The 24,651-nt window shown below is 70.0% G+C and carries 18 protein-coding genes; 14 read left to right on the top strand and 4 right to left on the bottom strand.

The window, feature by feature from the left end:
• Positions 1 to 36: 36 nt before the first annotated feature.
• Positions 37 to 948 carry an NAD(P)-dependent oxidoreductase gene (locus tag MYMAC_RS23420; RefSeq protein WP_476695888.1) on the top strand — a complete coding sequence of 304 codons (912 nt, stop codon included), beginning with the start codon at positions 37 to 39 and terminating at the stop codon, positions 946 to 948.
• A 66-nt stretch (positions 949 to 1,014) separates the two neighbouring features.
• Here the strand turns inward: MYMAC_RS23420 and MYMAC_RS23415 are convergent, their stop codons facing one another.
• A complete protein-coding gene (locus MYMAC_RS23415; protein WP_095959703.1) occupies positions 1,015 to 2,358 on the bottom strand; it encodes a RagB/SusD family nutrient uptake outer membrane protein in 1,344 nt (447 codons plus the stop codon).
• A 3-nt stretch (positions 2,359 to 2,361) separates the two neighbouring features.
• Positions 2,362 to 5,406 carry a SusC/RagA family TonB-linked outer membrane protein gene (locus MYMAC_RS23410; protein ID WP_338025963.1) on the bottom strand — a complete coding sequence of 1,015 codons (3,045 nt, stop codon included), beginning with the start codon at positions 5,404 to 5,406 and terminating at the stop codon, positions 2,362 to 2,364.
• Positions 5,407 to 5,769: 363 nt separating this feature from the next.
• Here MYMAC_RS23410 and leuS point away from each other — a divergent pair, with 363 nt between their 5' ends.
• The 3 genes from leuS (at position 5,770) to lptE (ending at position 9,442) form a co-directional block, all read left to right on the top strand.
• A complete protein-coding gene (gene leuS, locus MYMAC_RS23405) occupies positions 5,770 to 8,271 on the top strand; it encodes a leucine--tRNA ligase (RefSeq protein ID WP_095959701.1) in 2,502 nt (833 codons plus the stop codon).
• Between the two features lie 96 nt (positions 8,272 to 8,367).
• Positions 8,368 to 8,874, top strand: coding sequence for a hypothetical protein (locus tag MYMAC_RS23400; RefSeq protein WP_239988970.1), 507 nt, complete (start codon positions 8,368 to 8,370; stop codon positions 8,872 to 8,874).
• A gap of 31 nt (positions 8,875 to 8,905) precedes the next feature.
• The gene (gene lptE, locus MYMAC_RS23395) at positions 8,906 to 9,442 is read left to right on the top strand and encodes an LPS assembly lipoprotein LptE (protein WP_043711725.1); all 537 of its coding nucleotides are present in this window, start codon (positions 8,906 to 8,908) and stop codon (positions 9,440 to 9,442) included.
• Positions 9,443 to 9,514: 72 nt separating this feature from the next.
• On the opposite strand, the gene rpsT is transcribed toward lptE, so the two are convergent.
• Both rpsT and mazG read right to left on the bottom strand, forming a co-directional pair.
• The gene (rpsT, locus tag MYMAC_RS23390; protein WP_013941305.1) at positions 9,515 to 9,790 is read right to left on the bottom strand and encodes a 30S ribosomal protein S20; all 276 of its coding nucleotides are present in this window, start codon (positions 9,788 to 9,790) and stop codon (positions 9,515 to 9,517) included.
• 139 nt (positions 9,791 to 9,929) lie between these two features.
• Positions 9,930 to 11,120, bottom strand: coding sequence for a nucleoside triphosphate pyrophosphohydrolase (gene mazG, locus MYMAC_RS23385; RefSeq protein WP_095959699.1), 1,191 nt, complete (start codon positions 11,118 to 11,120; stop codon positions 9,930 to 9,932).
• Between the two features lie 116 nt (positions 11,121 to 11,236).
• Between mazG and MYMAC_RS23380 the strand changes: the two genes are divergently transcribed.
• From MYMAC_RS23380 to lysS, 10 genes are all read left to right on the top strand, one after another.
• Positions 11,237 to 13,474 carry a hypothetical protein gene (locus MYMAC_RS23380; protein ID WP_239988969.1) on the top strand — a complete coding sequence of 746 codons (2,238 nt, stop codon included), beginning with the start codon at positions 11,237 to 11,239 and terminating at the stop codon, positions 13,472 to 13,474.
• A 6-nt stretch (positions 13,475 to 13,480) separates the two neighbouring features.
• Entirely contained in the window at positions 13,481 to 14,596 is a 1,116-nt protein-coding gene (locus MYMAC_RS23375; RefSeq protein ID WP_095959697.1) for a DUF4388 domain-containing protein, read from the top strand.
• Between the two features lie 87 nt (positions 14,597 to 14,683).
• On the top strand, positions 14,684 to 15,781 hold the full coding sequence (locus tag MYMAC_RS23370; RefSeq protein WP_095959696.1) for a PhoH family protein: 1,098 nt from the start codon (positions 14,684 to 14,686) through the stop codon (positions 15,779 to 15,781).
• Between the two features lie 132 nt (positions 15,782 to 15,913).
• Positions 15,914 to 18,472, top strand: a complete 2,559-nt coding sequence (locus tag MYMAC_RS23365) for an HD family phosphohydrolase (protein WP_239988968.1) — start codon at positions 15,914 to 15,916, stop codon at positions 18,470 to 18,472.
• A complete protein-coding gene (gene ybeY, locus MYMAC_RS23360) occupies positions 18,411 to 19,295 on the top strand; it encodes an rRNA maturation RNase YbeY (RefSeq protein ID WP_204816914.1) in 885 nt (294 codons plus the stop codon). Before MYMAC_RS23365 ends, ybeY begins: the two co-directional genes overlap by 62 nt.
• Before the next feature lie 100 nt (positions 19,296 to 19,395).
• A complete protein-coding gene (locus MYMAC_RS23355; RefSeq protein WP_095959695.1) occupies positions 19,396 to 20,718 on the top strand; it encodes an Lnb N-terminal periplasmic domain-containing protein in 1,323 nt (440 codons plus the stop codon).
• Between the two features lie 20 nt (positions 20,719 to 20,738).
• Positions 20,739 to 21,861 (top strand): peptide chain release factor 2 gene (prfB, locus tag MYMAC_RS23350; RefSeq protein ID WP_239988967.1). Its coding sequence is split into 2 segments (ribosomal slippage): positions 20,739 to 20,807 and positions 20,809 to 21,861, totalling 1,122 coding nucleotides; the frame shifts between segments, so codons are not numbered across the junction.
• Between the two features lie 145 nt (positions 21,862 to 22,006).
• Complete coding sequence (locus tag MYMAC_RS23345; protein WP_095959693.1) at positions 22,007 to 22,636, top strand: RNA polymerase sigma factor; 630 nt, start codon at positions 22,007 to 22,009, stop codon at positions 22,634 to 22,636.
• A 38-nt stretch (positions 22,637 to 22,674) separates the two neighbouring features.
• Positions 22,675 to 23,016: an anti-sigma factor family protein gene (locus MYMAC_RS23340; RefSeq protein ID WP_095959692.1), complete on the top strand. Its 342-nt coding sequence runs from the start codon at positions 22,675 to 22,677 to the stop codon at positions 23,014 to 23,016.
• A 74-nt stretch (positions 23,017 to 23,090) separates the two neighbouring features.
• Complete coding sequence (gene lysS, locus MYMAC_RS23335) at positions 23,091 to 24,644, top strand: lysine--tRNA ligase (protein ID WP_013941294.1); 1,554 nt, start codon at positions 23,091 to 23,093, stop codon at positions 24,642 to 24,644.
• Positions 24,645 to 24,651 lie beyond the last annotated feature (7 nt).

Genomic DNA, 24,651 nt, shown 5'->3' with positions numbered 1-24,651 from the left:
GTGGGCCCTTCGGGGCCGCATTATCCGGGCTGCCTTCTGTTTCAGGAGGAGACGCGCATGAAGGTGGGATTCATCGGCCTGGGCAACATGGGGCTGCACATGGCGGCGAACCTGGCCGCGGCGGGGCACGAGCTCACGGTGTGGAACCGCACCGGGTCCAAGGCCGCGCCCCTGAAGGAGAAGGGCGCGCGCGTCGCCCGCACGCCCGCGGAGGCGGCCCGGAGCGCGGAGGTCGTCTTCACCATGCTGGCGGACGACACGGCCGTGACGTCCGCCGTCTTCGGACAGGATGGCCTCCAGGCGGGGCTGCCGCCGGGCGCCGTGCACGTCTCATCCAGCACCCTGTCCGTGGCCCTTTCGGAGAAGCTGGCGGAGACGCACGCGAGCGCGGGCCAGCGGTACCTCTCCGCGCCGGTGTTCGGCCGCCCCGCCGCGGCGGAGGCGAAGCAGCTCTGGGTGGTGGCCGCCGGGCCGAAGCAGGACGTGGACCGCTGCCGTCCCCTGCTGGAGGCGCTGGGGCGGGGCCTCACCGTGCTGGGGGACACCGCCTCGGCGGCGAACGTCGTGAAGCTGTCGGGCAACTTCCTCATCGCCTCCATGATGGAGGCGCTCGCCGAGTCCTTCGCGCTGACGCGCAAGTCCGGCATCGAGCCGAGCGTCTTCCTGGAGGTGTTCCAGTCCGTCTTCGCGCGCGCGCCCATCTTCGAGGGGTACGCGAAGCTCATCGCGGAGGAGAAGTACAGCCCGGCGGGCTTCAAGCTGCGGCTGGGCCTCAAGGACGTGGAGCTCGTCCTGGGCGCGGCGCGCGCCGCCGAGGTGCCGATGCCCCTGGCCAGCCTGGTGAAGGACCAGTTCCTGGGCGGCGTCGCGCAGGGCCATGGCGACCTGGACTGGTCCGCGCTGGGGGCGCTCGTCGCGGAGCGGGCCGGGCTCAAGCAGGGCGGCTGAGCGCCCGCGCTCCAGGTGCACGCCTGTCCGCCGTGCACCTGGAGCTTCAGGGACCGCGAGGCGCGCCTACTGCCGCGCGTTCATCTCCGCCGCCGGGATGGGGAAGCGCTCGTGGGGCGCGAAGTTCGGGTCCAGCACGCGGGGAAGCGTGTCGAGCCGCCCGTAGCGCCGCAGGTCAATCCACCGGTGGCCGCCTTCGAACAGGAGCGAGTACCGCTTCTGCTTCAGCAGCTCGTCCAGGGCATTGCTCTCATCGATGTCCAGGCGCGGGGCCAGCCGGCCGGAGGTGGTGCGGATGAAGTTGAGGTCGTCCGCGGCCGGTCCGTAGAACCGCTCACCGATGTTGGCCTCCGCGCGCAGGAGGATGAGCTCCTCGTTGCGGATGATGGGCACGGGCGAGTTGTTCGAGGGATAGATGCGGAAGCGCCACTCCGTGGACACCTTTCCGTCCGCCGCCGTCCTCGCCTCGGGCAGGCGCGTGAGCTTCCGGACGACGCGGTCATCCACCGTGCCGTTCTCCTGGAACTCCGCGTCGGTGACGATGGACGGGTGCGCGTAGACGTTGACGCTGATGAGCCCGTTGTCCGTGTCGCCGGAGTTCGTGCCGAAGGAGTGGTAGACGCCCAGGTCCAACGACGCGTTCTGGTTGAGGAAGGACTGGCTCAGGGCGGTGAGCGCCTCGGCGTAGCGTCCCCGGTACACGGCCACCCGCGCGGCGATCGCCCGGTTGAACTGCCGGAACGTCGTGGGCGTGTTGAAGCCGGCGAAGCCCGGGCTGAGCTGGAAGGGGAAGCTCTCCCCTCCGTTCTCCAGGTGGGCTGCGCCCTCATCGAGCAGCGCGGCGATGCGCTCGAACACCGCCTCCTTGCCGACGATGGGGGCCAGCTGGCCAATGGGCAGGTTGACGTCGATGGGCGCCCCGTGGGTGTCCCGCGTGTTGATGACGACGAGGAAGTCCAGGGCCTGCATCGTCTTCGCGAAGCCGCGGAGGCCCTCCTTCTCGGCGTCAGGCGTGTTGGGGACCTTGTCCAGGGAGTCCAGCAGCGCGTTGGCGTTGCGGATGTTCAGGTAGGGGTTGGTCCAGTGGTTGCCGCCGAACGCCGGGCCGCCGGGGTCCAGCGTGGGGCCCAGCAGCTCGTCGATGGAGCGGGGGTCCGCGGCGTCGATGACGTACGCCTCGCGCCCGATGATGCCGAGCTGCGCCACGTAGCCGTTGGGCGCGGCGACGCCCGCGCGGTGGCCGACGAGCAGGCCCGTGGCGGCGGTGAGCACCGCGGGGCGCGTGGGCCGCTCGCGGAAGTCATCGAGGCTGGGGTTGTTCAGGTCTGGGACGTCCATGCTCCCGCAGCCGCTCAGGCCCAGGACGGTGAAGAGCCCCACGAATGCCTTCTTGGTCAATTGGATGGTCATGGCTCAGAACCCGACGTCGATGGAGGTCCAGAAGCTGCGGCTGGGAGGGAAGGGGGCTACGTCCACGTTGCGGGCGATGGCCTGGTTGCCGAAGTTGCTCACCTCCGGGTCCAACCCGGAGTAGCCGGTGAGCATGAGGAGGTTGCGGCCGCTCAGGCTGAGGCGGGCGGACTTCACCGCGGGGACCATGGAGACCCACTCCTTGGGGAGCTGGTACATGAAGGTCACCTCACGCAGCTTGAGGAAGCTGGCGTCCTCGAGGTACGCGTCCGCGTGGGTGCGGCGCCGTGCGAGCCGCTCGCGGCCACCCGTCGTGAAGTCCGGTGACGTCCCTGCGCCGTCGTAGATGTACCGCGTCAGGTTGATGACGTCGCTTCCCTGCTGCCAGTCGAACAGGAAGGACAGGCTGAAGTCCCGGTACTTGAAGCCGTTGGTGAAGGACATGCGGAAGGTGGGCTCGGTGTCGCCAATCTTCCGGACAATCGGGCGGCCGTTCTCGTCGACGCCGGCGTTGCCGACAATCTGCGTCGCCGTCGCGCCTTCCTCGATGCGGAAGGCCCCCAGGCCGGTGCCGAACCCGCCCGCGAGGAACGCGGGGACGGGCAGGTCCGTCACCCGGCTGCGGTTGAGGGCGAACGTCGCGCCGCTGGTCCACTCGAACTCGCCGCGCACGGGCGTCACCTGGAGCATGGCCTCGACGCCGCGGTTGCGCAGCGAGCCTCCGTTGAAGATCTGCGTGGCGAAGCCGCCGGACGGGGCCAGGGCGCGCTGCAGCAGCAGGTCGCTGATGTTGCGCTGGTAGATGGACACCTCGGCGACCAGGTCGCCGCCGAACAGGAGGGCGTCCACGCCGGCTTCGACCTCGCGCTGCCGCTCCGGCTTGATGTTCGGGTCACCCGCGATGCCGGTGCCCACCAGGCCCGGGCTGCCGGCGATGTTGCCGGTGGCGCGCAGGCCGGTGAACTTCATGCCGTAGAGCGGCAGGTTGCCCGTCTCGCCGTAGGCCGCGCGGACCTTGAACTCGTTCACCGTCGGGTGGAACGAGGGGATGCGGTAGGCGGTGGCCAGCTTCGGGTACAGGAACAGCGCGTTGGGGTTGCCGTTGGCGCTGCTCTGCTCGGCGCGCAGCGCGCCCACCAGCGTCAGCCGCTCGTCCAGCATGAGCAGCTCCTCCTGGACGTAGTAGCCCCTATCCCTCACCAGCGAGCGGTTCTGCCGCAGGTTGACCACGGTGCCGCTGTCCACGTTCTGCTGGCCGGCGTTCAGGTTCTCGCTGACGATGTAGACGGAGTCGATGTTGCGCTCTTCGAATTGGAGACCGCCGGACGTGGTCGCCACGATGCCGCCGGACGCGGGCTTGTACGTGTGCACCAGGTTCAGGCCGGAGTTCAGGTTGCGCACCTGGCTGGTGCCGAAGAGTGACGAGCCCGGCAGGCCGTCATCGATGGGCTCGAAGTTCAGCTCGGGCGGGAAGAAGAGCGAGTTCTCCTGCTGGAACCGGTCCACGCCGGCGTTGGCCAGCACGCGCAGGTGGTGGGCGTCCGTCTTCCACAGGTGCCACGTCAGGTCTCCGGACCCGATGAAGCGCCACACGTTCTCGTCGTTCTTCACCAGCGCGGCCGTCTGAAGCGGGTTGGCGCGGTTGGGGAGGAAGGGGTTCTGCGGGTACACCCCGTCCGAGCTGGCTCCCAGCGGGAGGAACTCCGGCGAGTACGGCAGCACCATGTAGTTGCTGATGCTCGCGTTGTCGTTGTTCGTCAGGCCGCGCTGCCCCAGGGAGTGGACCAGGTTGGTGGCGACGTTGACCTCCACCGCCTCACCCAGCTTCTGGCCCAGGTTCAGGCGGAACGACTGCTTCTCGTACCCGGTGTTGGCGATGATGCCTTCGTCGTTCTTGATCATCGCCGACGCGAAGTACTTCGTGTTGCCCGTCATGCCGCTGACGCTGGCCAGCGTCTCCGAGGACAGGTCGCGGCGGCCGGCCAGGGCGGACTCGTGGTCGTACCGGCGCCCACGCACGTAGTACTGGGCCGCGGCCTCGCCGAAGGTGTCGATGACCTCCTGCTCGTTCCTGAAGCGGCGGGTGCCAATCTTGTTGGCCAGCGTGTACATGCCCAGGCGCTGCGTCACCGCGAACTCCGGCTCGCTGGAGCGGCCCCGCTTGGTGTTGATGATGACCACGCCGTTGGCGGCCTTGGAACCGTAGATGGCGGCGGCGGACGCGCCCTTGAGGACCTCGATGCTCTCGATGTCGTTGGGGTTGATGTCCGCGATGCGGTTGACCTGGTTGTCCTGGGTGGGGTTCGCGTTGGCGCCGGCCACGGACTCGGTGATGGCGAACACACCGGAGGCGATGGCCACGTCGCTGACGAGCACGCCGTCGATGACGTACAGCGGGGCGGACGAGCCGTTGATGGTGGACACGCCGCGCAGCCGGAGCTGGAGGCCGCCGCCGGGCGCGCCGCCGTTGCTCTGGATGTTGGCGCCGGCGACCTTGCCCTGGAGCGCCTGGTCCACCGTCTGGGCGGGGGCGCGGTTGATCTCCTCGCTGTTCACCGAGGCCACCGAGTTGGCCAGGTTCTTCCGGGCCACTTCACTGGCGCGGCCCACCACCACCATCTCCTCCGCGAAGATGTTCTCCAGCGCCACCTCCACGGTGCGCTGGTTGGGGCCCACCTGGACCTCCCGCTCGCCGTAGTCCTGGCTGGAGAAGAGCAGCGTCACCGCGCGGGCGGGGACGTTGGGCAGGGTGAAGGTGCCGTCCAGCTCCGTCTCAACGCCCTGGGTCGTGCCCTTGATGATGACACGCACCAGGGGCAATCCCTCGTTGGTGAGCCGGTCGGCCACGCGGCCCTTCACCGTGCGCACGTTGGCGGGCGCCGGCGCTGGCGCTGGAGCCGTGGCCGCCGGTTGTGGCGTAACCGCTGGCGCGGGTGCCGGTGTCTGTGTTTCGGCGGCAGGCGGTGCGATATTCGCGTCCTGCGCCAGCGTTTCCAACGAGAAGAGTGCAAACACGCACCCCGGAATCAACGCCCTTCTCAGCGTCATTCGGTCCTCACTCGCTGCGGATGGACGGCTCCCCCCAAGGCAGGATGCCGGTGAGGCGAATCGTCACTGGGTCAACGATTGGGCGTCAACGGCATATCCTCACTTTTATGGCTAATCTTTGAATGCAGGTTGGCGAGAATGTTTGGCCGCCGTTGGACCCCTCAAGTGACGTCTGTCATCAGCGGGGCGGAGGCGCGTTCCCCGCGCAGACGGTGAGGGCCATGCTTGGAGGTCCGACGATGGGGCCGGGGCCCCGGGGGCACCGCGTCAGTCGCCTCCAGGGCCGCCGTCCGTTCGGGGCGGATTTGTCCCGGCAAGACTAGTTGCCCGGGGCACGTCCCTCCTCTAAGAGACTCGATAGATATGGCGATGAACGAGCGTTACGAGCCGCAGGCGATTGAAGGTAAGTGGCAGACCCGTTGGGACGACGCGGGCATCTTCCGGGCAGGCAGGCGCCCCGGTGCACCCAAGAAGTACGTGCTCGAGATGCTGCCGTACCCCAGCGGGAAGATGCACATGGGGCATGTGCGCAACTACCTGCTCGGGGACGTGTACGCGCGCTACTACTGGATGCAGGGCTTCGACGTGCTGCATCCCCTGGGCTGGGATGCGCTCGGCCTGCCGGCGGAGAACGCGGCCATCAAGGACGGCGTGCACCCGGCGGTGCGCACGGCGGAGAACATCGCTTCCTTCAAGAAGGAAGTGAAGAGCCTGGGCTACAGCTACGACTGGGAACGCGAGGTCAACACCAGCGATCCCGAGTACTACCGCTGGAATCAGTGGTTCTTCATCCAGATGCTGGAGCGTGGGCTCGTCTATCGCCGCTTCAGCAAGGTGAACTGGTGTACCGGCTGCCACACCGTCATCGCCAACGAGCAGGTGAAGGACGGCGTCTGCGAGCGCTGCGACTCTCCGGTGGTGGACAAGGAGATGCCCGAATGGGCGTTCCGCATCACCCGGTACTCGCAGGAGCTGCTGGAGGCGCTGGACACGCTCAAGGAGTGGCCCCACCGCATCACCGCCGCGCAGCGGAACTGGATTGGCCGTTCGGACGGCGCCGAGGCCGACTTCCGCGTCCAGGGGCACGACGCCGCGCTGCGTGTGTTCACCACCCGCGTCGACACCATCTTCGGCTGCACCTACGTGGTGCTGGCGCCGGACCACAAGCTGGTGGCCCAGGTGACGACGCCGGAGCGCCGCGCGGAGGTGGAGGCCTTCGCCAGGCGCATGGCCGCCCAGTCCAAGACGGAGCGCCTGGGTGAGGGCACGGAGAAGGAGGGCGTCTTCACCGGCGCCTACGCGGAGAACCCGTTCACCGGGCAGGCCGTCCCCATCTGGATCGCCAACTTCGTGCTGAGCGACTACGGCACCGGCGCGGTGATGAGCGTGCCCGCGCACGACGAGCGCGACTTCGCCTTCGCGCGCAAGTACAGCCTCCCCGTCAAGGTCGTCATCCAGCCGGCGTCCGGTGACAAGCTGCCGCCGGGCGACAAGCTGGAGGCGGCCTATACGGAGTACGGCGTGCTGGAGGATTCCGGCGCCTACACGGGGCAGACCTCCGAGCAGGCGCGCCAGGCCATGGCCGCGTCGCTGGAGAAGGACGGCAAGGGCAAGGCGACGGTGACGTACCGCCAGAAGGACTGGGGCTTCAGCCGCCAGCGCTACTGGGGCACGCCCATCCCCATCGTCTACTGCGAGAAGTGCGACCCGGAGCGCCAAGGCATCCCGGTGCCGGTGGACCAGCTCCCCGTGCGCCTGCCGGAGATCGACACCCAGGCGGTGCTCACCGGCAAGGGCGAGCCGCCGCTGGCGAAGGTGGCCTCGTGGGTGAACACCCCGTGTCCGAAGTGCGGCGGGCCTGCCCGGCGCGAGGCGGAGACGATGGACACCTTCGTCGACTCCTGCTGGTACTTCGCGCGCTACCTGTCGCCGCACTACGACGCCGCGCCGTTCGACCCGAAGGAGGCCCAGCGCTTCCTGCCCGTGGACATCTACGTCGGCGGGCCCGAGCACGCGGTGATGCACCTGCTCTACTTCCGCTTCTGGACGCGGGTGATGAAGCTGCTGGGCCTGAGCCCCGTGGACGAGCCCGTCACGCGGCTCATCACCCAGGGCATCGTCAACGGTCCGGATGCCCGGAAGATGTCCAAGCGCTGGGGCAACGTGGTGGCGCCTTCCTCCATCGTCCAGAAGTACGGCGCGGACACGGCGCGGGCCTACGTGCTGTTCGCGGGCCCGCCGGAGCGCGACTTCGACTGGTCCGACGACCAGGTGGAGGGCGTGTTCCGCTTCCTCAAGCGCGTCTGGACGCTGGCCGCCACGCACCAGGCGGCCACGGCGACCGCCACCCATGACGGGCCCTACGAGGGCAAGGCGCTGGAGATCCGCCGCGCGGCGCACAAGACGCTGAAGCGGGTGGGGGAGGCCATCGAGCGCCTGTCCTTCAACACCGCCATCGCCGGCATCATGGAGGGCGTGAACGCGCTCTACGCGCAGGGGACGCCGGAGACGGCCGCGGAGAAGGCCGCCATGGCGGAGGCCGTGCGGCTGCTGACGGTGGTGCTCACCCCGTTCGCGCCGCACATCGCGGACGAAATCGCGGAGGCCTACGGCGGCAAGGACTTCACCGTCGCCCAGTCCTGGCCGGCGTTCGACCCGGCGCTGGTGGTGGACGACGTCATCCCCTACGCCGTGCAGGTGAACGGCAAGCTGCGCGCGGAGATTCGCGTTCCGGCGGACGCGGCGGAGGCGGACGTGCGCGCCGCCGCGGAGGCGGATGAGAAGGTCCAGGCGGCCCTGGCGGGGAAGACGCTGCGCAAGTTCGTCTTCGTCCCCAAGCGCCTCGTGAACTTCGTCGCCACCTGAGCGAGCCCCCGGGTGCCGGCCGAGGTCCTCGTCATGTGCGGTGCCTGTGGGCGGTCCCAACCGGCGGGCCGCCCGCGGTGCGTTGCCTGCGAGGCGGTGTTGCCGGAAGCCCCGCTCCCCGGGGGCCCGGCTCCCGGGGAGCCCTTCTTCGTCGCGGACCTGGGCGGAGGGCGCATGCTCTCCGGCCACGGGACGCGGCTCTTCTACCAGCCGCACCCGTCGGTGATGGTGCCTCCCGTGGAGCTGGACTCGCTGCGGGAGGCGCGGCTGGAGTCCCGCTTCTTCCGGGAGGCGCTGGCGCTGGCGGCCTTCGCCTTGCTGGGCCTGCTCGCGCAGCCCCCGGCGCTGAAGGTGCTGGGGTTCGGCATGGCGGCGCTGGGGGTGCTGCTGGCCGCGACGTGCCGCTCGCACGGGCTCGTCCTGGTGCCTCGGCGAGGGCCCGAGGTGCGCTGGGCCCTGGGGCTGGCGCGGCGAGGCTCCTCGCGAGACACCCGGCTGCTGGCCACGTGGGCCTCGCTGGCGGAGGCCCTGCGCGTGCGGGGCGTGGCCGTCACCCGTGAGACGCCGCCTCCCCGGGACTCCGACGGCGGCCCAAGCGCTTGACGGGCGGATCCGGCCGGGTAGGGTGCCGCGCATGTCGCGACCCTGCGCTGTCGTCGCCCGCCGCCTTCGGATTGGCGTGGCCGTGGGAATGTGGGTGGCCGCGGGCGCGGGGTGTGGCTACCGCCTGACGCCTCGGGGTGATGGCCTGCCGGCGGGCGTGACGTCCCTCTGCGCGCCTGTCTTCATCAACGAGACGGCCGAGCCCACGCTGGAGGTCGTCTTCACGCGCTTCCTGCGCCAGGAGCTGATCCGCGTGGGCCGGCTGGGCAGCGCGGAGTCCTGTGACGCGCGCGTGGAGGGCACGGTGTCGTGGGTGGCGAACACGCCGACGACCGTGGTGGGCAAGACGTCCAGCCCCGGCTTCTTCTTCCGGGTCTCCGCCCGGGCCCGCATCCGCGTGGTGAAGGACGGGCAGGTCCTCAAGCAGACGGAGGTCGCCGGCACGGAGGACTATCTGCTGGGGAGCGGAGACATCCTGGAGGCGGAGGCGAACCGGCAGGTCGCGCTCGAGCGCCTCGCGGAGGTCTTGATGCGGGACGGGTACGATCGGCTGGCCGGCGCCTGGTGAGGAGGCAAGCGCCTCCTCCCGGCAGCCTGCACGGATGAAGCAGGGCCACGCGAGGTGGCCCCGGGGCTTCGACTAGGCCTGCGCGCGGGCGGCCTTGGTGGCGGCCTTGGCGAGGCGGGAGATGCGGCGGGAAGCGGTGCGCTTGTGCAGCACGCCCTTGGTGGCGGCCTTGTTCAGCGCCTTGGCGGCCGACTTGATGGCGTCCGTCATCTTCGCCCCATCCTTGGTGCCGAGCGCCTCGCGGGCGGACTTCACGGCGGTCTTCACCTCACCGCGCACGGTGATGTTGCGCGCACGGCGCTTCAGGGACTGACGGTGACGCTTCTCTGCGGACTTGGTGTTGGCCAAGAGAAATCTCCAGCGGTAATGGCAGGCTAAAAGAGGGGCCGTCCTTACTGCGACGCCTCGCAGGCGTCAAGGCGGGTGTGGACCTCCAGCCGGGATTTCCAGGCTCTGGACGCCGCGCCGAGCGCACCTGCGAGGAAAATCACTCTACCGGAGTCGCATATTCCCACACCAGCCCGGAGGGGTCCTGGAAGGTGAGGTGACCGGCCTGGTGCTGGATCAGCCGGGCCCCGGGAAGCGCCGCCAGGATGGCGGGCAGCCGCTCCACCGCCGCCGGGGAGGGGGCCGTGAGGACCAGCCGAAGGCCCGCCGTGGGGGTGGCGGACGCCTCGAAGGTGAGTCGCAGGCCGCCCTCCTCATAGATGGCCTGATCCGCCGCCGGAGCCCGCCGGGTGGTCCATCCCAGCCGGGGGGCCAGGGCATCCCAGAAGGCGCGCTGCGCGGGGAGGTCCGCCACGCCCAGCCGCAGCGTGGTGACGGGCGCGCGGGGAACCCAGGTGGGAGGGGGCAGGGCCTTCTCCCGGGCCTTGGCGTCCTGCCAGTGGCGCTCCAGGTGCGCCAGCGTGGCGTCTCCCAGGGCGACGCCCTCGGTCCGCAGCGCGGATTCGATGTGCTGAAAGCGGGCGGTGAAGCGGCGGATGGCCATGCGCAGCGCGTCCTCGGCCGGGGCCCCCACGAAGCGCGCCAGGTTGGCGAGCGAGAAGAGCACGTCGCCGAGCTCGTGCTCGATGGCGTCCCGGTCCTTCGCGGCGATGGCCTCGTCCAGTTCGCCCAGCTCCTCGGTGAGCTTGGCGCGCACGCTGGCCACGTCCGCCCAGTCGAAGCCGATGCGGCTGGCCTTCTCCGTCAGCCGCTCGGCCCGCATCAGCGCGGGGGCGGCCACGGGCACGCCGTCCAGCACCGAGCCCTCCCGGCCCGTCTTCCGCTTCTTCTCCGCCGCCTTCAGCTTGGCCCAGTTGTCCAGGACCTGCTCGGCGCCCTCCATCCGCTGGCCGCCGCCAAAGACGTGCGGGTGCCGGCTGACCAGCTTGTCGCCAATCGCCTTGGCCACGTCCGCCAGGGTGAACTCCCCCAGCTCCGTCGCGAGCTGGGCGTGGAAGACAATCTGGAAGAGCAGGTCTCCCAGCTCTTCACAGAAGGTCCGCCAGGAGCCGCCGTGGGCCACCCGGTCCATCTCTTCCAGGACTTCGAAGGCTTCTTCCAGCAGGTAGGGCCGCAGCGAGCGCAGGTCCTGTTCCCGGTCCCACGGGCAGCCGCCTTCGGCGCGCAGTTGCCGCATGATGTCGACCAGTCGCTCCAGCTCGGCTCCGGGGTTCAGCGTCGTGTCCGCCATGGACGTTCCTGTAGCACGCGCGGGTCTGGCGCTGTCCGGCAAACGCGGCAGGTGGGCAGCCGGGGTGGCGTTCGTTTTCGCGGTTGGCGCTGGGTCGCCTACAATCCACCCCCTGGATGATCCGCCTGCCGCTCCTCGCCCTCCTTCTCAGTGGCTTCACGCTCCTGATGCCCGTCGTGGCATCCGCGCAGCTCGAGGCCCCCACGCGCCTTCCGGAGGTGGATCCGGGCCCCATGGAGCCCGACCTGCGGGATGAGTCCATGGATCCGCCGATGGTGGATGACGGCGCCTATCTGGACGACGCGCCGGAGGAGGACGTCCCCGCGGAGGAGGACGTCGCCGCGGCGGAGGACGCCTCCACCGACTCCGAGGACGTCTACGAAGCGCCGGAGGCGCCCGCGCGCGACGCCAGGGCCGCGCAGTCGCCCCCCGGGGAGGGCCGGACGCCCGCGTCCGCCAGTCCTCCGGCGGTGGAGGAGCCCACGGTCATCACGCCGCGTCCGGTGACGCTGAGCCCGGTGTTGGCGCCCCAGGTCACGGACGCGGACCTGGAAGCCGTCTGGAACCGGTGGCGTCAGGCCCGGGCGACCAACGACCGGGACGCGGCGGCGGCGGCGCTCAAGGCGCTGCGGACGTTGCGCGTCGAGCTGGCCGCCTCGGACCTGGAGCCCCTGAGCGCCGGCTTCCTCCGCGAGGCGGCGGTGCGCCAGCGGGCGGGGGACGTGGCCGGCGCGGTGCGGCTGGCGGAGGTGGCCGTGGAGCTGTCGCCCGGGCTGCCCTACGCGCGCTTCGAGCTGGCGGAGCTGTACGCGCGGGAGAAGCCGGGGGACGTGTCCCGCGCCCTGGGCCAGGCGCGGCAGGCGCTGACCACGCTGGTGGCGGATGCCCGCTACCGCCGGCCCGCGCTGGCGGACCTGGGGGCGCTGGTGCTGCTGGCCTGGGGCGCCACCGCGGTGCTGCTGATGGGGCTGTTCTTCCTGCGCAAGCTCCGCTACGCGCTGCATGACTTCCACCACCTGCTGCCGCGGGTCGTGTCGCGGTGGCAGTCCCTGGTGCTGGGCGTGTTGCTGTTGAGCCTGCCGTGGGTGCTGGGGCTGGGCGTGCTCCCCACGCTGCTCCTCATGCTGGCCGCGGTGTCGCTCTACCTGTCTCGCGCGGAGCGGGTGGTGGCGGCGGTGCTGGTGGCGGGCGTGGGGCTCCTCCCGCTGGCGGCGGGACAGCTCGCCCGTGTGACGGCCTTCGCGGGGACGCCCGCCGAGGACGTGTACCTCCTGGAGCGGGGCGGCGTGTCCGCGGAGGAGGCGCGGGCGCGTGTGCTGACGCGCCTGGAGGCCCGCACCGCGACGTTCGCCGAGGTGCTGTCGCTGGCGTACTTCGAATCCCGCCGGGGCTTGCTGGAGGAGGCCAAGGCGCACTTCAAGGCGGCCTCGGCGCTGAAGAGCGCGGATGCGCGGCTGCTCACGCGCTTCGGCAACACCCTGGTGGGGCTGGGGGACGCGGACGGCGCCGCGCTGCTCTACGTGCAGGCCTCCCAGTCCGCGCCTGGCCTGGCGGCCCCGCACTACAACCTGGCGCAGGTGGTCCGCCGGAGGGCGAAGACGCTGCCGGATGCCGAGGTGGGCAGGGAGCTGGACCGCGCCGCCACGGCCATGGCGTCCGCGCAGGCGCTGGATGGCTCGCTCATCGGCCGCGACCCGCCGCCCGAGGACCGGCTGCTCCTCAACCTGCTGCTGCTGGCTCCGTCGCTGGGGGAGGCCGACTGGCTCCCGTTGGCGGATGGCGCCGAGGCGGGGCGCCAGGTGGAGGCGCAGCTCGCGCGCTGGCTGCTCCCGGGATTGCCGCCCGGGCCGCTGGCCCCCGCGGGGGCCGCGGCCCTGGCGGTGCTGCTGGCACTGTGGGGCTTCGCGGGGAGCCGCTTGAAGGCCGCCAAGGTCTGCGAGCGCTGTGGCCGGCCGGTGTGCGTGCGCTGCGACCCGGAGCTGGGCGTGGGCACCAAGCAGTGTGGCCAGTGCGTCAACGTCTTCTCCCGCCGGGGGCTGGTGCCGCAGCAGTTGAAGGCGCGCAAGCAGCTCCAGGTGGACCGGCATCAGGCGTGGTCGGGGCGGCTGGTGTACGCGCTGGGCGCGGTGCTCTCCGGCGCGGGCCACGTGGCTTCAGGGGTGCCGGTCCGGGGCGCGCTCTATGCCTTCGGCTTCCTCTTCGCGCTGGCCGCGGTGCTCCTGCACCAGGGGCTGGTGCGCGGCCCCTACGGTGAAGCCCCCCTGTATCTCAAGCTCGCGCCCGCGGCGTTGCTGCTGCTGGGCGTCCACCTGCTCTCACTGCGCGGCCTGCGCCGTCTGCGGCGGGGGGAGTGAACGGCGATGTCCCTGCAAGGCACCCTGAAGGATTTTGGAATCGGCGACATCCTGCAGCTCATCGGGCAGCAGCAGAAGACGGGCACGCTCCACGTCCGCGCCAGGGACCAGGAAGTGCGCATCGGCTTCAGTGAGGGCCACATCATCAAGGCGGAGAGCGTCACCCGGAAGCGCAAGGAGCTCATCGGCGCCATGCTGGTGCGCTCGGAGCTCATCACCGAAACGCAGCTCGAGGCGGCCCTGGAGACGCAGCGCCGCACCCTCAAGCGACTGGGGGACGTGCTCGTCTCCAGTCAGGCCCTCACCGCCGAGCGCTTCCAGGCGATGATGCAGTTGCAGGCCACGGAGACCCTCTACCGTCTCTTCACCTGGACGTCGGGCACCTATGAGTTCGTCCAGGAGCCCGTGGAGCCGGACGCGGAGGCCATCCAGCCCCTGCGCGCCGAGACGGTGCTCATGGAGGGCTTCCGGATGGTCGATGAGTGGCCCGTCATCCGGCAGAAGATCCACCGCGACGACCTCGTCTTCGAGCGCATCAAGGCCCTGCCGCAGCCCCGCGGCGAGGAGGGTGGGGAGCTGGGCGCCATCGGTCCCTCCGAGCGGCGCATCTATGACGAGCTCTCTCCCGGGAGGGACTTGCGCAAGCTGGTGGACATCTCCTGCCTGGGCGAGTTCGAGACCTGCAAGGCGCTCTACAACCTGGTGAAGGGCGAGTACGTGCGCTCCGTCCTCCCGAAGGGGGCCCCGGCGCCCGTCCCGGGAGACCAGCGCCTGCTCGCCCGGATGGCGGGGCCCTTGGGGCGGCTGGTCGCCACCACGGTGGTGCTGGCGGCGGTGGGGGGCGTGGTGTTCCGCGCGATGAGCGCCGGCCATGAAGGCCTTGCGCCCGAGGTGTTTGCGGATTCAGCGGCCCAACGTCATGTTTCCCAGGCGCAGCGCGTCCGCATCGAGGCCGCGCTCGAGGTCTTTCGCCTGGAACGCGGAGAGCTGCCTGAACGTCTGGATTCTTTGGTGCAGGCTGGACTGTTGAAACCGGGCGAACTGAAATACCCCTGGCGGGAAGAGTACTATTACCGGCGGTTGGCCGCTCGGCAGTTCATTCTCCTGCCACCCTTGCGCTAGTCCTGACACAAAGTCGTCTTTCGCGGCCCTGGTGGCGGCGTTACGTTGGTGTCAGCCGTAGCGACATTGACCGAGGAAGAACCCGCATTGCGAAATCCCGCCACGTTGGAAGCGCCCGAAGTCTCAACCGCCTCCGCCAAGGTGGACGTTCGTGACAACGCGACCGCCCTGGCCCTCTGCGGCAACCAGAACGAAAACCTCAAGCTGATGGAGCGGCGCCTCGGGGTCCGGGTGGGACAACGCGGCACCGAGTTCCACCTCTCCGGCCCGTCCGACGCCGTGGCCTTCTCCGTCCGCCTCCTGGAGAACCTGGAGGAGATGATCCGCGCGGGCCGCCCCGTGTACCGCGAGGACGTGGAGCAGGGCATCAAGGTGCTCGGCCGGGGCGCGGAGTCCCTCCAGGAGGTCATGCTGGGCCCGGTGCTGAAGAGCTCCGGGAACCGGCAGATCTCCCCCAAGAGCATCAACCAGAAGCGGTACGTGGACGCCATCCGCTCCCACGACATCGTCTTCGGCGTCGGCCCCGCCGGCACGGGCAAGACGTACCTGGCCATGGCCATGGCGGTCGCCTTCCTCCAGGAGCGCAAGGTCAAGCGCATCATCCTGGCGCGCCCCGCGGTGGAGGCCGGCGAAAAGCTGGGCTTCCTGCCGGGTGACCTGCAGGAGAAGGTGAACCCCTACCTGCGGCCGCTCTACGACGCGCTGCACGACATGATGGCGGCCGAGCGCGCCGCGCACCTGCTGGAGCAGGGCGTGGTGGAGGTGGCCCCGCTGGCCTTCATGCGTGGCCGCACGCTCAACGACGCCTTCGTCATCCTCGACGAGGCGCAGAACACCACCGTGGAACAGATGAAGATGTTCCTGACGCGCCTGGGCTACAACAGCAAGGCCGTCATCACCGGTGACGTGACGCAGGTGGACCTGCCCACGGGGAAGATGTCCGGGTTGAACCACGCGCGCGCCGTGCTGAAGAACATCGACGGCATCCACTTCGCGGAGTTCGCCGAGGTGGACGTGGTCCGCCACCCCCTGGTCCAGGAGGTCATCCGCGCCTACGACCGGGCGGACCTGGCCCAGAAGGAGGCCCAGGCCACCCGGGAGGCCGCCGCGGCTGCCGCCCAGGCCTCCCGCGCCACTCCGGCCACCGCGCCGGAGGCCGCCTTGGAGCCCGTTGCCGTCGAGTAACGGACCTGGACCCACGTGCGCCCACCCGCGCATACCCTGCCGGGCGGGCGTACTCCATCCCACCCTTGCGAATATTCCCAGGCGCTGCGTCCTTGAAGGATCCGCGACGCCTTATCTAGGGTGAGGACCCCCATGGCCGAATCGGAAACGCAGCCCCCTGGGCGCAGTCCATTGGACGCGCTCGCCGAACGCCTCGGACTGGACAATGGCGTCTGGGGGCGGCGCGCCATCCAGGTCCTCCTGCTGCTGGCCGTCTCCGTTGGCGCGGGCTTCGTCATCTCGCCGGGCCTCTACAGCCAGCAGATTCCGGCGCTCGAGGAGGAGCACCTCGGCAAGCCCTTCCGCGCCAGCTCGCCCGCGGGCTTCAAGGCCGCGCGGGACTACGAGGTGGTGCACCGCGCCATGACGCAGCAGCGGCGTCAGGATGCGCGCTCGGCCGTCAAGCCCGTCTACGATTTGAACCCGGCCGTGCTCGGCCAGCTCCGGGCGACGGTGAGCTCCGCCTTCTCGTCCATGCGCCTGCACCTGGATGAGCTGGCGGAGGCCCAGTCCGACTCGGAGCCCGAGGAGAAGGAGACGGCCCGCAAGCGCAAGCCCGCGGCGTCTCCGGAGATGCTGGAGCTGGAGCGCGCCACCCGCGAGAAGATGCGGGCGGAGCTCCAGGAGCGCTTCTTCGGCAAGCGTGACGCCGTGCTGGAGGCCGAGGACTTCCAGGCGCTGTACGCCACCCGCTTCTCCCAGGAGGCGGAGACGGCCACGCTGCTGGTGCTGGAGCGGGCGTACCGCTCCGAGCGCGGCCCGGTCCACGTGGCGGGCTCCCGGGAGGAGCTGGCGCGGGAGGCGGGCCAGGGCCTCACCGTCCGCGACGTGGTGAACAAGGCCGAGGAGTCCCTCTCCGGCGGCTCCTCGCAGGTGGTGGACGTCCCCGAGGCGCACCAGGAGATGGAGCGCTTCGCCTCCGTGCCCGGCAACCTGATGCCGGACGCGCCCGGCGTCCAGCGCCGCGCCATCCTCCGGCTGGCCCAGCGGCTGGTGCGGCCCAACCTCACCATCAACATCGCGGAGACGGACGCGCGGCGGAACCAGGCGGCCCAGGCGGTGAAGGACGCCGTCATCTCCATCAAGAAGGGCCAGCGCGTCATCGGCGACGGCGAGCTGGTCAACGAGTCACACCTGGTCATCCTGCGTGGCATGCGCGCGGAGACGGACCGCCTGGACCTGGTCCAGCTCCAGGTGGGCGGCACCGGCCTGGTGGGCCTGCTCATCGTCGCCACGTACTTCTTCTGCCGCGCCGCCTTCCGGCGCTTCCGGCCCACGCGCAAGGACGGGGTGCTGCTGGGCCTGCTGCTGCTGGGCCTGCTGGGCCTGCTGCAGGTCTGGGTGTCCATCGCGGACGCGGTGCAGGACCGCTACACCGCGCTGCCCATCGAGGCCTTCTATTACGCCTTCCCGGTGGCGGCCGGCGCCATGCTGGTGCGCTTCATCCTCACCCAGGAGATGGCGCTCTTCTTCGCGCTCGTCTTCGCCTGCCTCACCGGCGTGATGCTGGGCAACTCCCTGGCCTTCGGCGTCTTCACCCTGGTGGGCTCCCTGGTGGCCGCCGACCGCATCGTCAAGGCCAAGGACCGCGTGGGCATCTTCCGCGCCGGCCTGGTGACGGGCACGGTGAACCTGGTGGCGGTGCTCTTCCTGTTCCTGGTGGAGGGCAAGGGCCTGGCGGCCGACACCCTCCTCACCGCGGTGAGCGCCTTCATCGGCTCCTCGCTGGCGGTGCCGGTGATGGTGATGGCGCTCACGCCGCTCATCGAGGCGACGTTCGGCTACGCGTCGGACATCAAGCTGCTGGAGCTGGCCAACCTCAACCACCCGGCGCTCAAGGAGCTCATCGTCCAGGCGCCCGGCACCTACCACCACTCCATCATCATCGGCTCGCTGGTGGAGAACGCGGCGGAGACGATTGGCGCCAACCCGCTGCTGGCGCGCTCGTGTGCGTACTACCACGACATCGGCAAGGGCCGGAACCCGCTCTACTTCGGTGAGAACCAGAAGGGCGAGAATCGCCATGACGCGCTCGCGCCCGCGATGAGCGCGGTCATCATCAAGCGCCACGTGACGGAAGGCCTGGAGATGGCCCGCCAGTACCGGCTGCCCAAGCTGGTGGCGGACGCGATTCCGCAGCACCACGGCACGCGCACGGTGGGCTACTTCTACCACAAGGCATTGAAGGAGCAGGAGGGCAAGGAAGGCGCTCCGCCCATCGACGAGAGCATCTACCGCTACCCGGGGCCCAAGCCGCAGTTCCGCGAGGCGGCGCTGGTGATGATCGCCGACGCGGTGGAGGCCTCCACGCGCTCCATGTCAGACCCCACCTCGCCCAAGCTCCACGCGCAGGTGCAGAAGATCATCAACCTCATCTTCTCCGAGGGGCAGCTCGACGAGTGTGACCTGACGCTGAAGGACCTCAACCTCATCACCCAGTCCTTTCTGCACACGCTGGAGGGCATCTACCACACGCGTCCGGCGTACCCGGCGGGCGCGGTGGGCGGGGGCAAGGCGCCGCCGCTGGTGGTGGCCGGCGCGGCGCCGCGCCCGGTGGAAGGCAAGGACAAGGCACGGACCGCGGGGGGGCATGAGCGGGGCACGGAAGGGCACTGGCGTGAGATTGCGCAAGGGGAAGCTGATTCCCCGTGACGACGGCAAGCGCATCGAGGAGTTCGTGGGCGCGGCCACCACCAGCACGGACTCCGCGTCCGTCGCGCGGATGCTGGCGCCCCCGGGGTGGTCGGAGCCCGCGCAGCGGCCCGAGTTCGACGAGGTCGTCATCGTCCTCACCGGCGAGCTGACCATCGTGGTGGAGGGCCGCCGCGAGCGCGTCGCCGCGGGCGAGGTGGGCCTGGTGCCGCGCGGCAAGCGCGTGGTGTACCGCAATGACGGGCAGGGCGCGTGTGACTACTGGTCGGTGTGCGCGCCCGCCTTCCGCCCGGAGCTGGCGCACATGGAGGCGCCCAAGCCTCGCGTGCAGGAGAACCACGTCACCATCCAGGTGGCCCACGGCCAGGGCCGGGACTTCGCGCGCCTGCTGACTTCCTGGGCCAGGGACTACCTGCGGCAGCTCGAGCTGGCTGGCGTGGAGCTGTCCCTGTCCCTGGTGGATGACCGGGCCATCCGCCGGCTCAACCGCACCTGGCGCCAGAAGGACAAGGCGACGGACGTGCTCAGCTTCCCCGCGGGCGAGCTGCCCAAGGGCACGCCCGGGCCGCGCCCGCTGGGGGACGTGGTCATCTCCCTGGACACGGCGAAGCGGCAGGCCAAGGAGTACGGCCGCACGCTGGAGTCGGAGATGGCGCGCTACCTGGCGCACGGCCTGCTTCACCTGCTGGGGCATGACCACGAGCGCCCCCGGGACGCCAAGCGCATGGCGGCCCTGGAGGAGCAGCTCCTGGGCGAGCGGGGCATGGTGGCGGACTCGCTCCAGGTGGACGCCCGGGCCCGGCGCGCCCGCAGCCTCATGTAGGCCCCTGGGCTGGCTCCCCGCCGGACAATCCGGCATCCATCCCGTTGAGCCGGGCGGCGTGCGTGATAGGTAGGCGCCCTCCCGCGTGTTGGACCCAGCCATGCACCGCCCTTCACTCATCGCCTCCTGCCTGCTTGGCCTGCTGTTGACGGCGGCGCCCGCGCGCGCGGCCTCCATGCCGCCGTGGGGCACGGGCGAGAGCCAGGGCGAGGACCTGGCCATCCTCCTGGTGACGTTCAGCCCCGGGGACGACGTGCCCTCGTGGTGGGGGCATGGCTCCCTGGTGGTGGAGGACCGGCGGCTGCGGATGTCGCGCCTCTACAACTACGGCATGTTCTCCTTCGACGAGGCCATGCTCGCCCGCTTCGCCATGGGCCGGCTGGAGTTCTGGGTGGGCCAGTCGTCGGTGGGCGGCACCTTCCGCCACTACGAATCCGAGGACCGCGACATCCGCGTGCAGGAGCTCAACCTCACGCCCGAGCAGCGCGTCCTCGTGGCGAAGCGGCTGGCGGAGAACGTGCTGCCGGAGAATCGCGAGTACCTGTATCACCACTACAACGACAACTGCGTCACCCGGCTGCGGGACATGATTGACGTGGCCACCGGCGGCCAGCTCCGCGAGGCGGACCGCGCGCCGGGCCGGATGACGCTGCGCGAGCACACCCGGCGCTACACCGCGGTGAACGCGCCCATGAGCGTGCTGCTCGACTTCATGATGAACGACGAAATCGACCGTCCCGTCACGAAGTGGGAGGAGGCCTTCCTCCCGGACGAGCTGGAGGCCCAGGTCGCGGCGCTCCAGGTGAAGGGCGCGGACGGGAAGGTGGAGTCGCTCGCGGCGAAGAGCTGGAACCACTACGAATCCACCAGGCGTCAGCGCCCGCCCGCGGAGCCTCCGGCCTGGGGGCCGTGGATCCTGGCCCTGGGCCTGGCCCTGGGCGGCCTGGCGGTGGGGCTGGCCTGCTGGGAGCGTCAGCGGCGCAGCCGCGTGGCCCGCCTGCTGCTCGGGCTGGAGAACATCATCGTGGGCCTGGCCCTGGGCCTCCCCGGTACCGCGCTGCTCATCATGGGCCTGGTGACGGACCACACGGTGACGCACCGCAATGAGAATCTCCTCCTGGCCAACCCGCTGACGCTGCTGGCGCTGCCCTTCGGCGTCGCGCTCCTGTGGAACAGCCAGAAGGCCCGCGCGCGCCTGCTCAAGGTGTGGGTGGTGCTCGCGGCCCTGGGCGTGCTGGGCGTGGTGCTCAAGGTGCTGCCGCCCTTCGACCAGGACAACTGGCGGCTCATCGCGCTCATCCTGCCCATCAACCTGGGCATGGCGGGCGCGTTCGGATTGGACCGGGTGCTGGCGCGCCTTCCCGGGGCGGACCGCGCGTCAGCCGGTCGGCGGGATGCCGTCGCATCGCTGAAGACTCCCTGACGAGGACACGGAAAGAACCCATGGCGAACGACTCGATGGAGAAGATCAACGGCCTCAGAGAGCGCGTGCTGGCGCTCCGGGGGCATCTTTGACCTCGACCGCAAGCGGTCCCGCATCGCGCTGATTGAACGCGACTCCACGCTGCCCACCTTCTGGGACGACAACACCAAGGCGCAGGCGCTCCTGAAGGAGAAGTCCACGCTGGAGGCCAGCGTCGGCGCCTACGACAAGGTGATGCGCGGCCTGGATGACGCGCAGGTGCTCTTCGAGCTGGCCGCCGAGGCCAACGACGAGGCCACCACCCAGGAGGCGGAGGGCTCGCTCACGGGGCTGGAGGGCGAGGTCGCCAAGCTGGAGCTGGCGCGCATGCTCTCCGGCGAGCAGGACCGCAGCAGCTGCTTCATGGACATCAACGCCGGCGCCGGTGGCACGGACTCCATGGACTGGGCGGCCATGCTCCTGCGCATGTACACCCGCTACTGCGAGAGCAAGGGCTGGAAGGTCGAAATCAACGACGAGGTGCCCGGGGAAGAGGCGGGCTTCAAGAACGTCTCCCTGCGCATCGAGGGTGACTTCGCCTACGGCTACCTGAAGGCGGAGGTGGGCGTGCACCGGCTGGTGCGCATCTCCCCCTTCGACGCCAACGCGCGCCGCCAGACGGCCTTCGCGTCCGTGGACGTCTACCCGGAGGTGGATGACACCATCCAGATCGACATCCCGGAGAAGGACATCGAGCTGAAGTTCATCCGCGGTGGCGGCGCGGGCGGCCAGAAGGTGAACAAGACGTCGTCCACCGCGCAGCTCCGCCACCTGCCCACGGGCATCATCATCACCTGCCAGACGGAGCGCTCGCAGTCGGCCAACAAGGACATGGCCTTCAAGATCCTGCGCGGCCGCCTCTACGAACTGGAGATGAAGAAGCGCGAGGCCGCGCGCGACGCCGCGGAGGCGCAGAAGAAGGACATCTCCTTCGGCTCGCAGATCCGCTCCTACGTGCTGGCGCCGTACCGCATGGTCAAGGACCTGCGCACCGGCATCGAGACGGGCAACGTGGACTCGGTGCTGGACGGTGACCTGGAGGAGTTCGTCACCGCGCAGCTCCTGGGCGTGAAGAACCCCAACCGCGGCGCGGGCGCGGATTAGGCCCTCCACCGGCGCCCGGGCGCTGCTTCGCCTTCACCCGGAACCTTTTCCGCGGCCCCGCTGTCGGTGGGCCGCGGGGCAGGGGACAGGGTAGGCTGAGGGACGGTGGCACCTCCTGCGGAGGGGCTGTCGCGGGAGGACACCGGTGTCATCGGGCGGCGTGCTCGGAATCGGACAGGGAGGGGCTGCCGCCGCGGACGCGTCCGAGTCGCGCCGTCAGGACGCGGCCTTGCTGGTCCGCCTGCGCCGGGGCGACCCGGACGCCTTCGAGCTGCTGGTGCGTACCCACCAGGACCGGCTCTACGACTTCTGCGTCCGCATGGTGGGAGACCGTGAGGAAGCCCACGACCTGGTGCAGGAGATTTTCGTCAGCGTGCACCAGAACATCCGGCGCTTCCGCGAGGACGCGAAGCTGTCCACCTGGCTGTTCCGCATCACCCGCAACCACTGCATCAACCGGCTCAAGTACCTCAAGCGCCGGGGCCGGGGGCGCTCCGAGGAATACGACGAGGCCACGGCCCTCTTCACCGAAGGCGGGGGCACCGCGCCCGGCCCGGACGCCGCGCTGGAGACGGCGCGCGAGCGCGCCCGGGTGCAGTGGGCCATCTCCCAACTGGAGCCGGACGCGCGCCTGCTGGTGGCGCTGCGCGACATCGAAGGCCTCAGCTACGACGAAATCATCGACATCACCGAGCTACCGGAGGGCACGGTGAAGAGCCGGCTCCACCGGGCCCGGGAAAAGCTGGCGGACCTCCTGGGGCGGCTTGAGCCATGAACGGCATTCATCGCAGACTGCGGGGCGTGGAACCGCGGATGAACCACCGCGAGGCGAGGGCCCTGTTCCTCGCGCTCGCCGACGACGAGCTCCCCGCCCCCAAGGCGCAGGAGGTTCGCACCCACCTGGACGGCTGCGAGGACTGCCGCCAGGGCTGGCAGCGCTATTCCAGCACGGTGCAGCGGCTCCAGCGCGTGGCGCGTGAGCAGGCGCCGCCCGCGCTCGCCTCCCTGGTGATGCACCGCGTGCGCCGCAAGCGCCGCTTCGGGCTGCGCGGCCTTCACACGGCGCATATGAACCACCGGCTCCCGGTGGAGGTCCTCATCCCGCTGCTCCTGGCCGCCGCGGTGGCCGCCTTCCTGATGCTGGTCGCTCCCTGAGCGGCCATCCGCTGTGTTGCGTTGCTTCCCGGGGGAGGCTTGGCTACGGTGCCGCGCCTTTGGGAAAGCGCGTCATGGCCGAGACCGAAAACAAGAGCGACAAGAGTGCGGGCGAGGGCGACCTCGGGACGAAGGAACAGGAAATCTACGACCAGCGGCTGGAGAAGGCCGCGAAGTGGCGCGAGGCCGGCTTCAATCCGTACGGCAACGGCTACCGTCCCCAGCACCAGGCCGCCGAAATCCACGCGAAGCACGGCGCCCAGACGGCCGAGGAGATTGAACAGGCCGCCCCCCCGCCGTACGACGTCGCCGGCCGCGTCGTCGCCATGCGCTCCTTCGGCAAGGCCGCCTTCATCAAGCTGCGCGACCGCTCGGGCGAAATCCAGGTCCACATGAAGAAGGACGCCCTGGGTGACGCCTACGAGGCGTTCAAGCTCTGTGACCTGGGCGACTTCCTGGCCGCCACCGGCCCGGTGTTCCGTTCCAAGACGGGCGAGTTGACGCTGTCCGCCACGAAGTTCACGCCGCTGACCAAGTCCCTGCGGCCCCTGCCGGAGAAGTGGCACGGCCTGACGGACGTGGAGATCCGCTACCGTCAGCGCTACCTGGACCTGGTGTCCAACCCGGACGTGAAGCAGACCTTCCTCCGGCGCAACAAGCTCATCCGCTTCATCCGCGACTTCCTCGACACGCGTGACTTCGTCGAGGTGGAGACGCCGATGATGCACCCGCTCGTGTCCGGCGCGGCGGCGCGGCCCTTCACCACGCACCACAACGCGCTCGACATCGACCTGTACATGCGCATCGCCCCGGAGCTGTATCTCAAGCGCCTGGTGGTGGGCGGCCTGGAGCGCGTCTACGAGGTCAACCGCAACTTCCGCAACGAAGGCATCAGCACCCGGCACAACCCCGAGTTCACGATGCTGGAGTTCTATCAGGCGTACGCCACGTACGAGGACCTGATGGACCTCTCCGAGGAGATGATTTCGGAGGCCGCCAGGGCCGTCACCGGCGACACGAAGGTGAAGTACGGCGAGCACGTGCTCGACTTCGGCAAGGGCTGGAAGCGCATCTCCATGGCGGAGGCCATCCGCGAGGCGGTGAGCGGCCTGTCCGACAAGGACATGGTGGACGCGGACCGGCTGCGCCACGAGCTGCTCAAGACGCGCCACTCGGAGGCCGAGCGGCGGGCCATCGACACCATGAACCACGGTGAGCTGGTGGGCGCGCTCTTCGAGCACCACGTCGAGCACACGCTCATCCATCCCACCTTCATCACCCATTTCCCTACCGCCGTCTCGCCGCTGGCCCGGCGCAACGACGCGAACCCGGACGTGACGGACCGCTTCGAGCTGTACGTGGCGGGGCGGGAGATCGCGAACGCCTTCTCCGAGCTGAACGACCCGCTGGACCAGAAGGGCCGCTTCCAGGCCCAGCTGGACGCGAAGCAGCGGGGCCAGCAGGAGACCATGGACTACGACGAGGACTACATCCGGGCCCTCGAGCACGGCATGCCGCCCACGGCCGGTGAAGGCATCGGGATTGATCGGCTCGCCATGCTGTTCACGGATTCGCAGAGCATCCGGGACGTCATCCTGTTTCCCCTCCTCAAGCCACTGGCGAAGTAGCCAGGAG

The organism is Corallococcus macrosporus DSM 14697, from assembly GCF_002305895.1.
In the GTDB taxonomy this organism is placed as follows: Bacteria; Myxococcota; Myxococcia; order Myxococcales; family Myxococcaceae; genus Myxococcus; species Myxococcus macrosporus.
Note: the sequence above shows the minus strand (reverse complement) of the source record. Positions and strands in the feature narration are given on the sequence as shown.

Bases quoted from the DNA above. Each gene is read 5' to 3' on its own strand.
- MYMAC_RS23380 (WP_239988969.1), top strand. From the start codon at position 11,237: ATGATCCGCCTGCCGCTCCTCGCCCTCCTTCTCAGTGGCTTCACGCTC.
- lptE (WP_043711725.1), top strand. From the start codon at position 8,906: ATGTCGCGACCCTGCGCTGTCGTCGCCCGCCGCCTTCGGATTGGCGTG.
- MYMAC_RS23410 (WP_338025963.1), bottom strand. From the start codon at position 5,406: ATGACGCTGAGAAGGGCGTTGATTCCGGGGTGCGTGTTTGCACTCTTC.
- MYMAC_RS23415 (WP_095959703.1), bottom strand. From the start codon at position 2,358: ATGACCATCCAATTGACCAAGAAGGCATTCGTGGGGCTCTTCACCGTC.
- ybeY (WP_204816914.1), top strand. From the start codon at position 18,411: ATGAGCGGGGCACGGAAGGGCACTGGCGTGAGATTGCGCAAGGGGAAG.
- leuS (WP_095959701.1), top strand. From the start codon at position 5,770: ATGGCGATGAACGAGCGTTACGAGCCGCAGGCGATTGAAGGTAAGTGG.
- mazG (WP_095959699.1), bottom strand. From the start codon at position 11,120: ATGGCGGACACGACGCTGAACCCCGGAGCCGAGCTGGAGCGACTGGTC.
- MYMAC_RS23355 (WP_095959695.1), top strand. From the start codon at position 19,396: ATGCACCGCCCTTCACTCATCGCCTCCTGCCTGCTTGGCCTGCTGTTG.
- lysS (WP_013941294.1), top strand. From the start codon at position 23,091: ATGGCCGAGACCGAAAACAAGAGCGACAAGAGTGCGGGCGAGGGCGAC.
- MYMAC_RS23365 (WP_239988968.1), top strand. From the start codon at position 15,914: ATGGCCGAATCGGAAACGCAGCCCCCTGGGCGCAGTCCATTGGACGCG.
- MYMAC_RS23375 (WP_095959697.1), top strand. From the start codon at position 13,481: ATGTCCCTGCAAGGCACCCTGAAGGATTTTGGAATCGGCGACATCCTG.
- MYMAC_RS23340 (WP_095959692.1), top strand. From the start codon at position 22,675: ATGAACCACCGCGAGGCGAGGGCCCTGTTCCTCGCGCTCGCCGACGAC.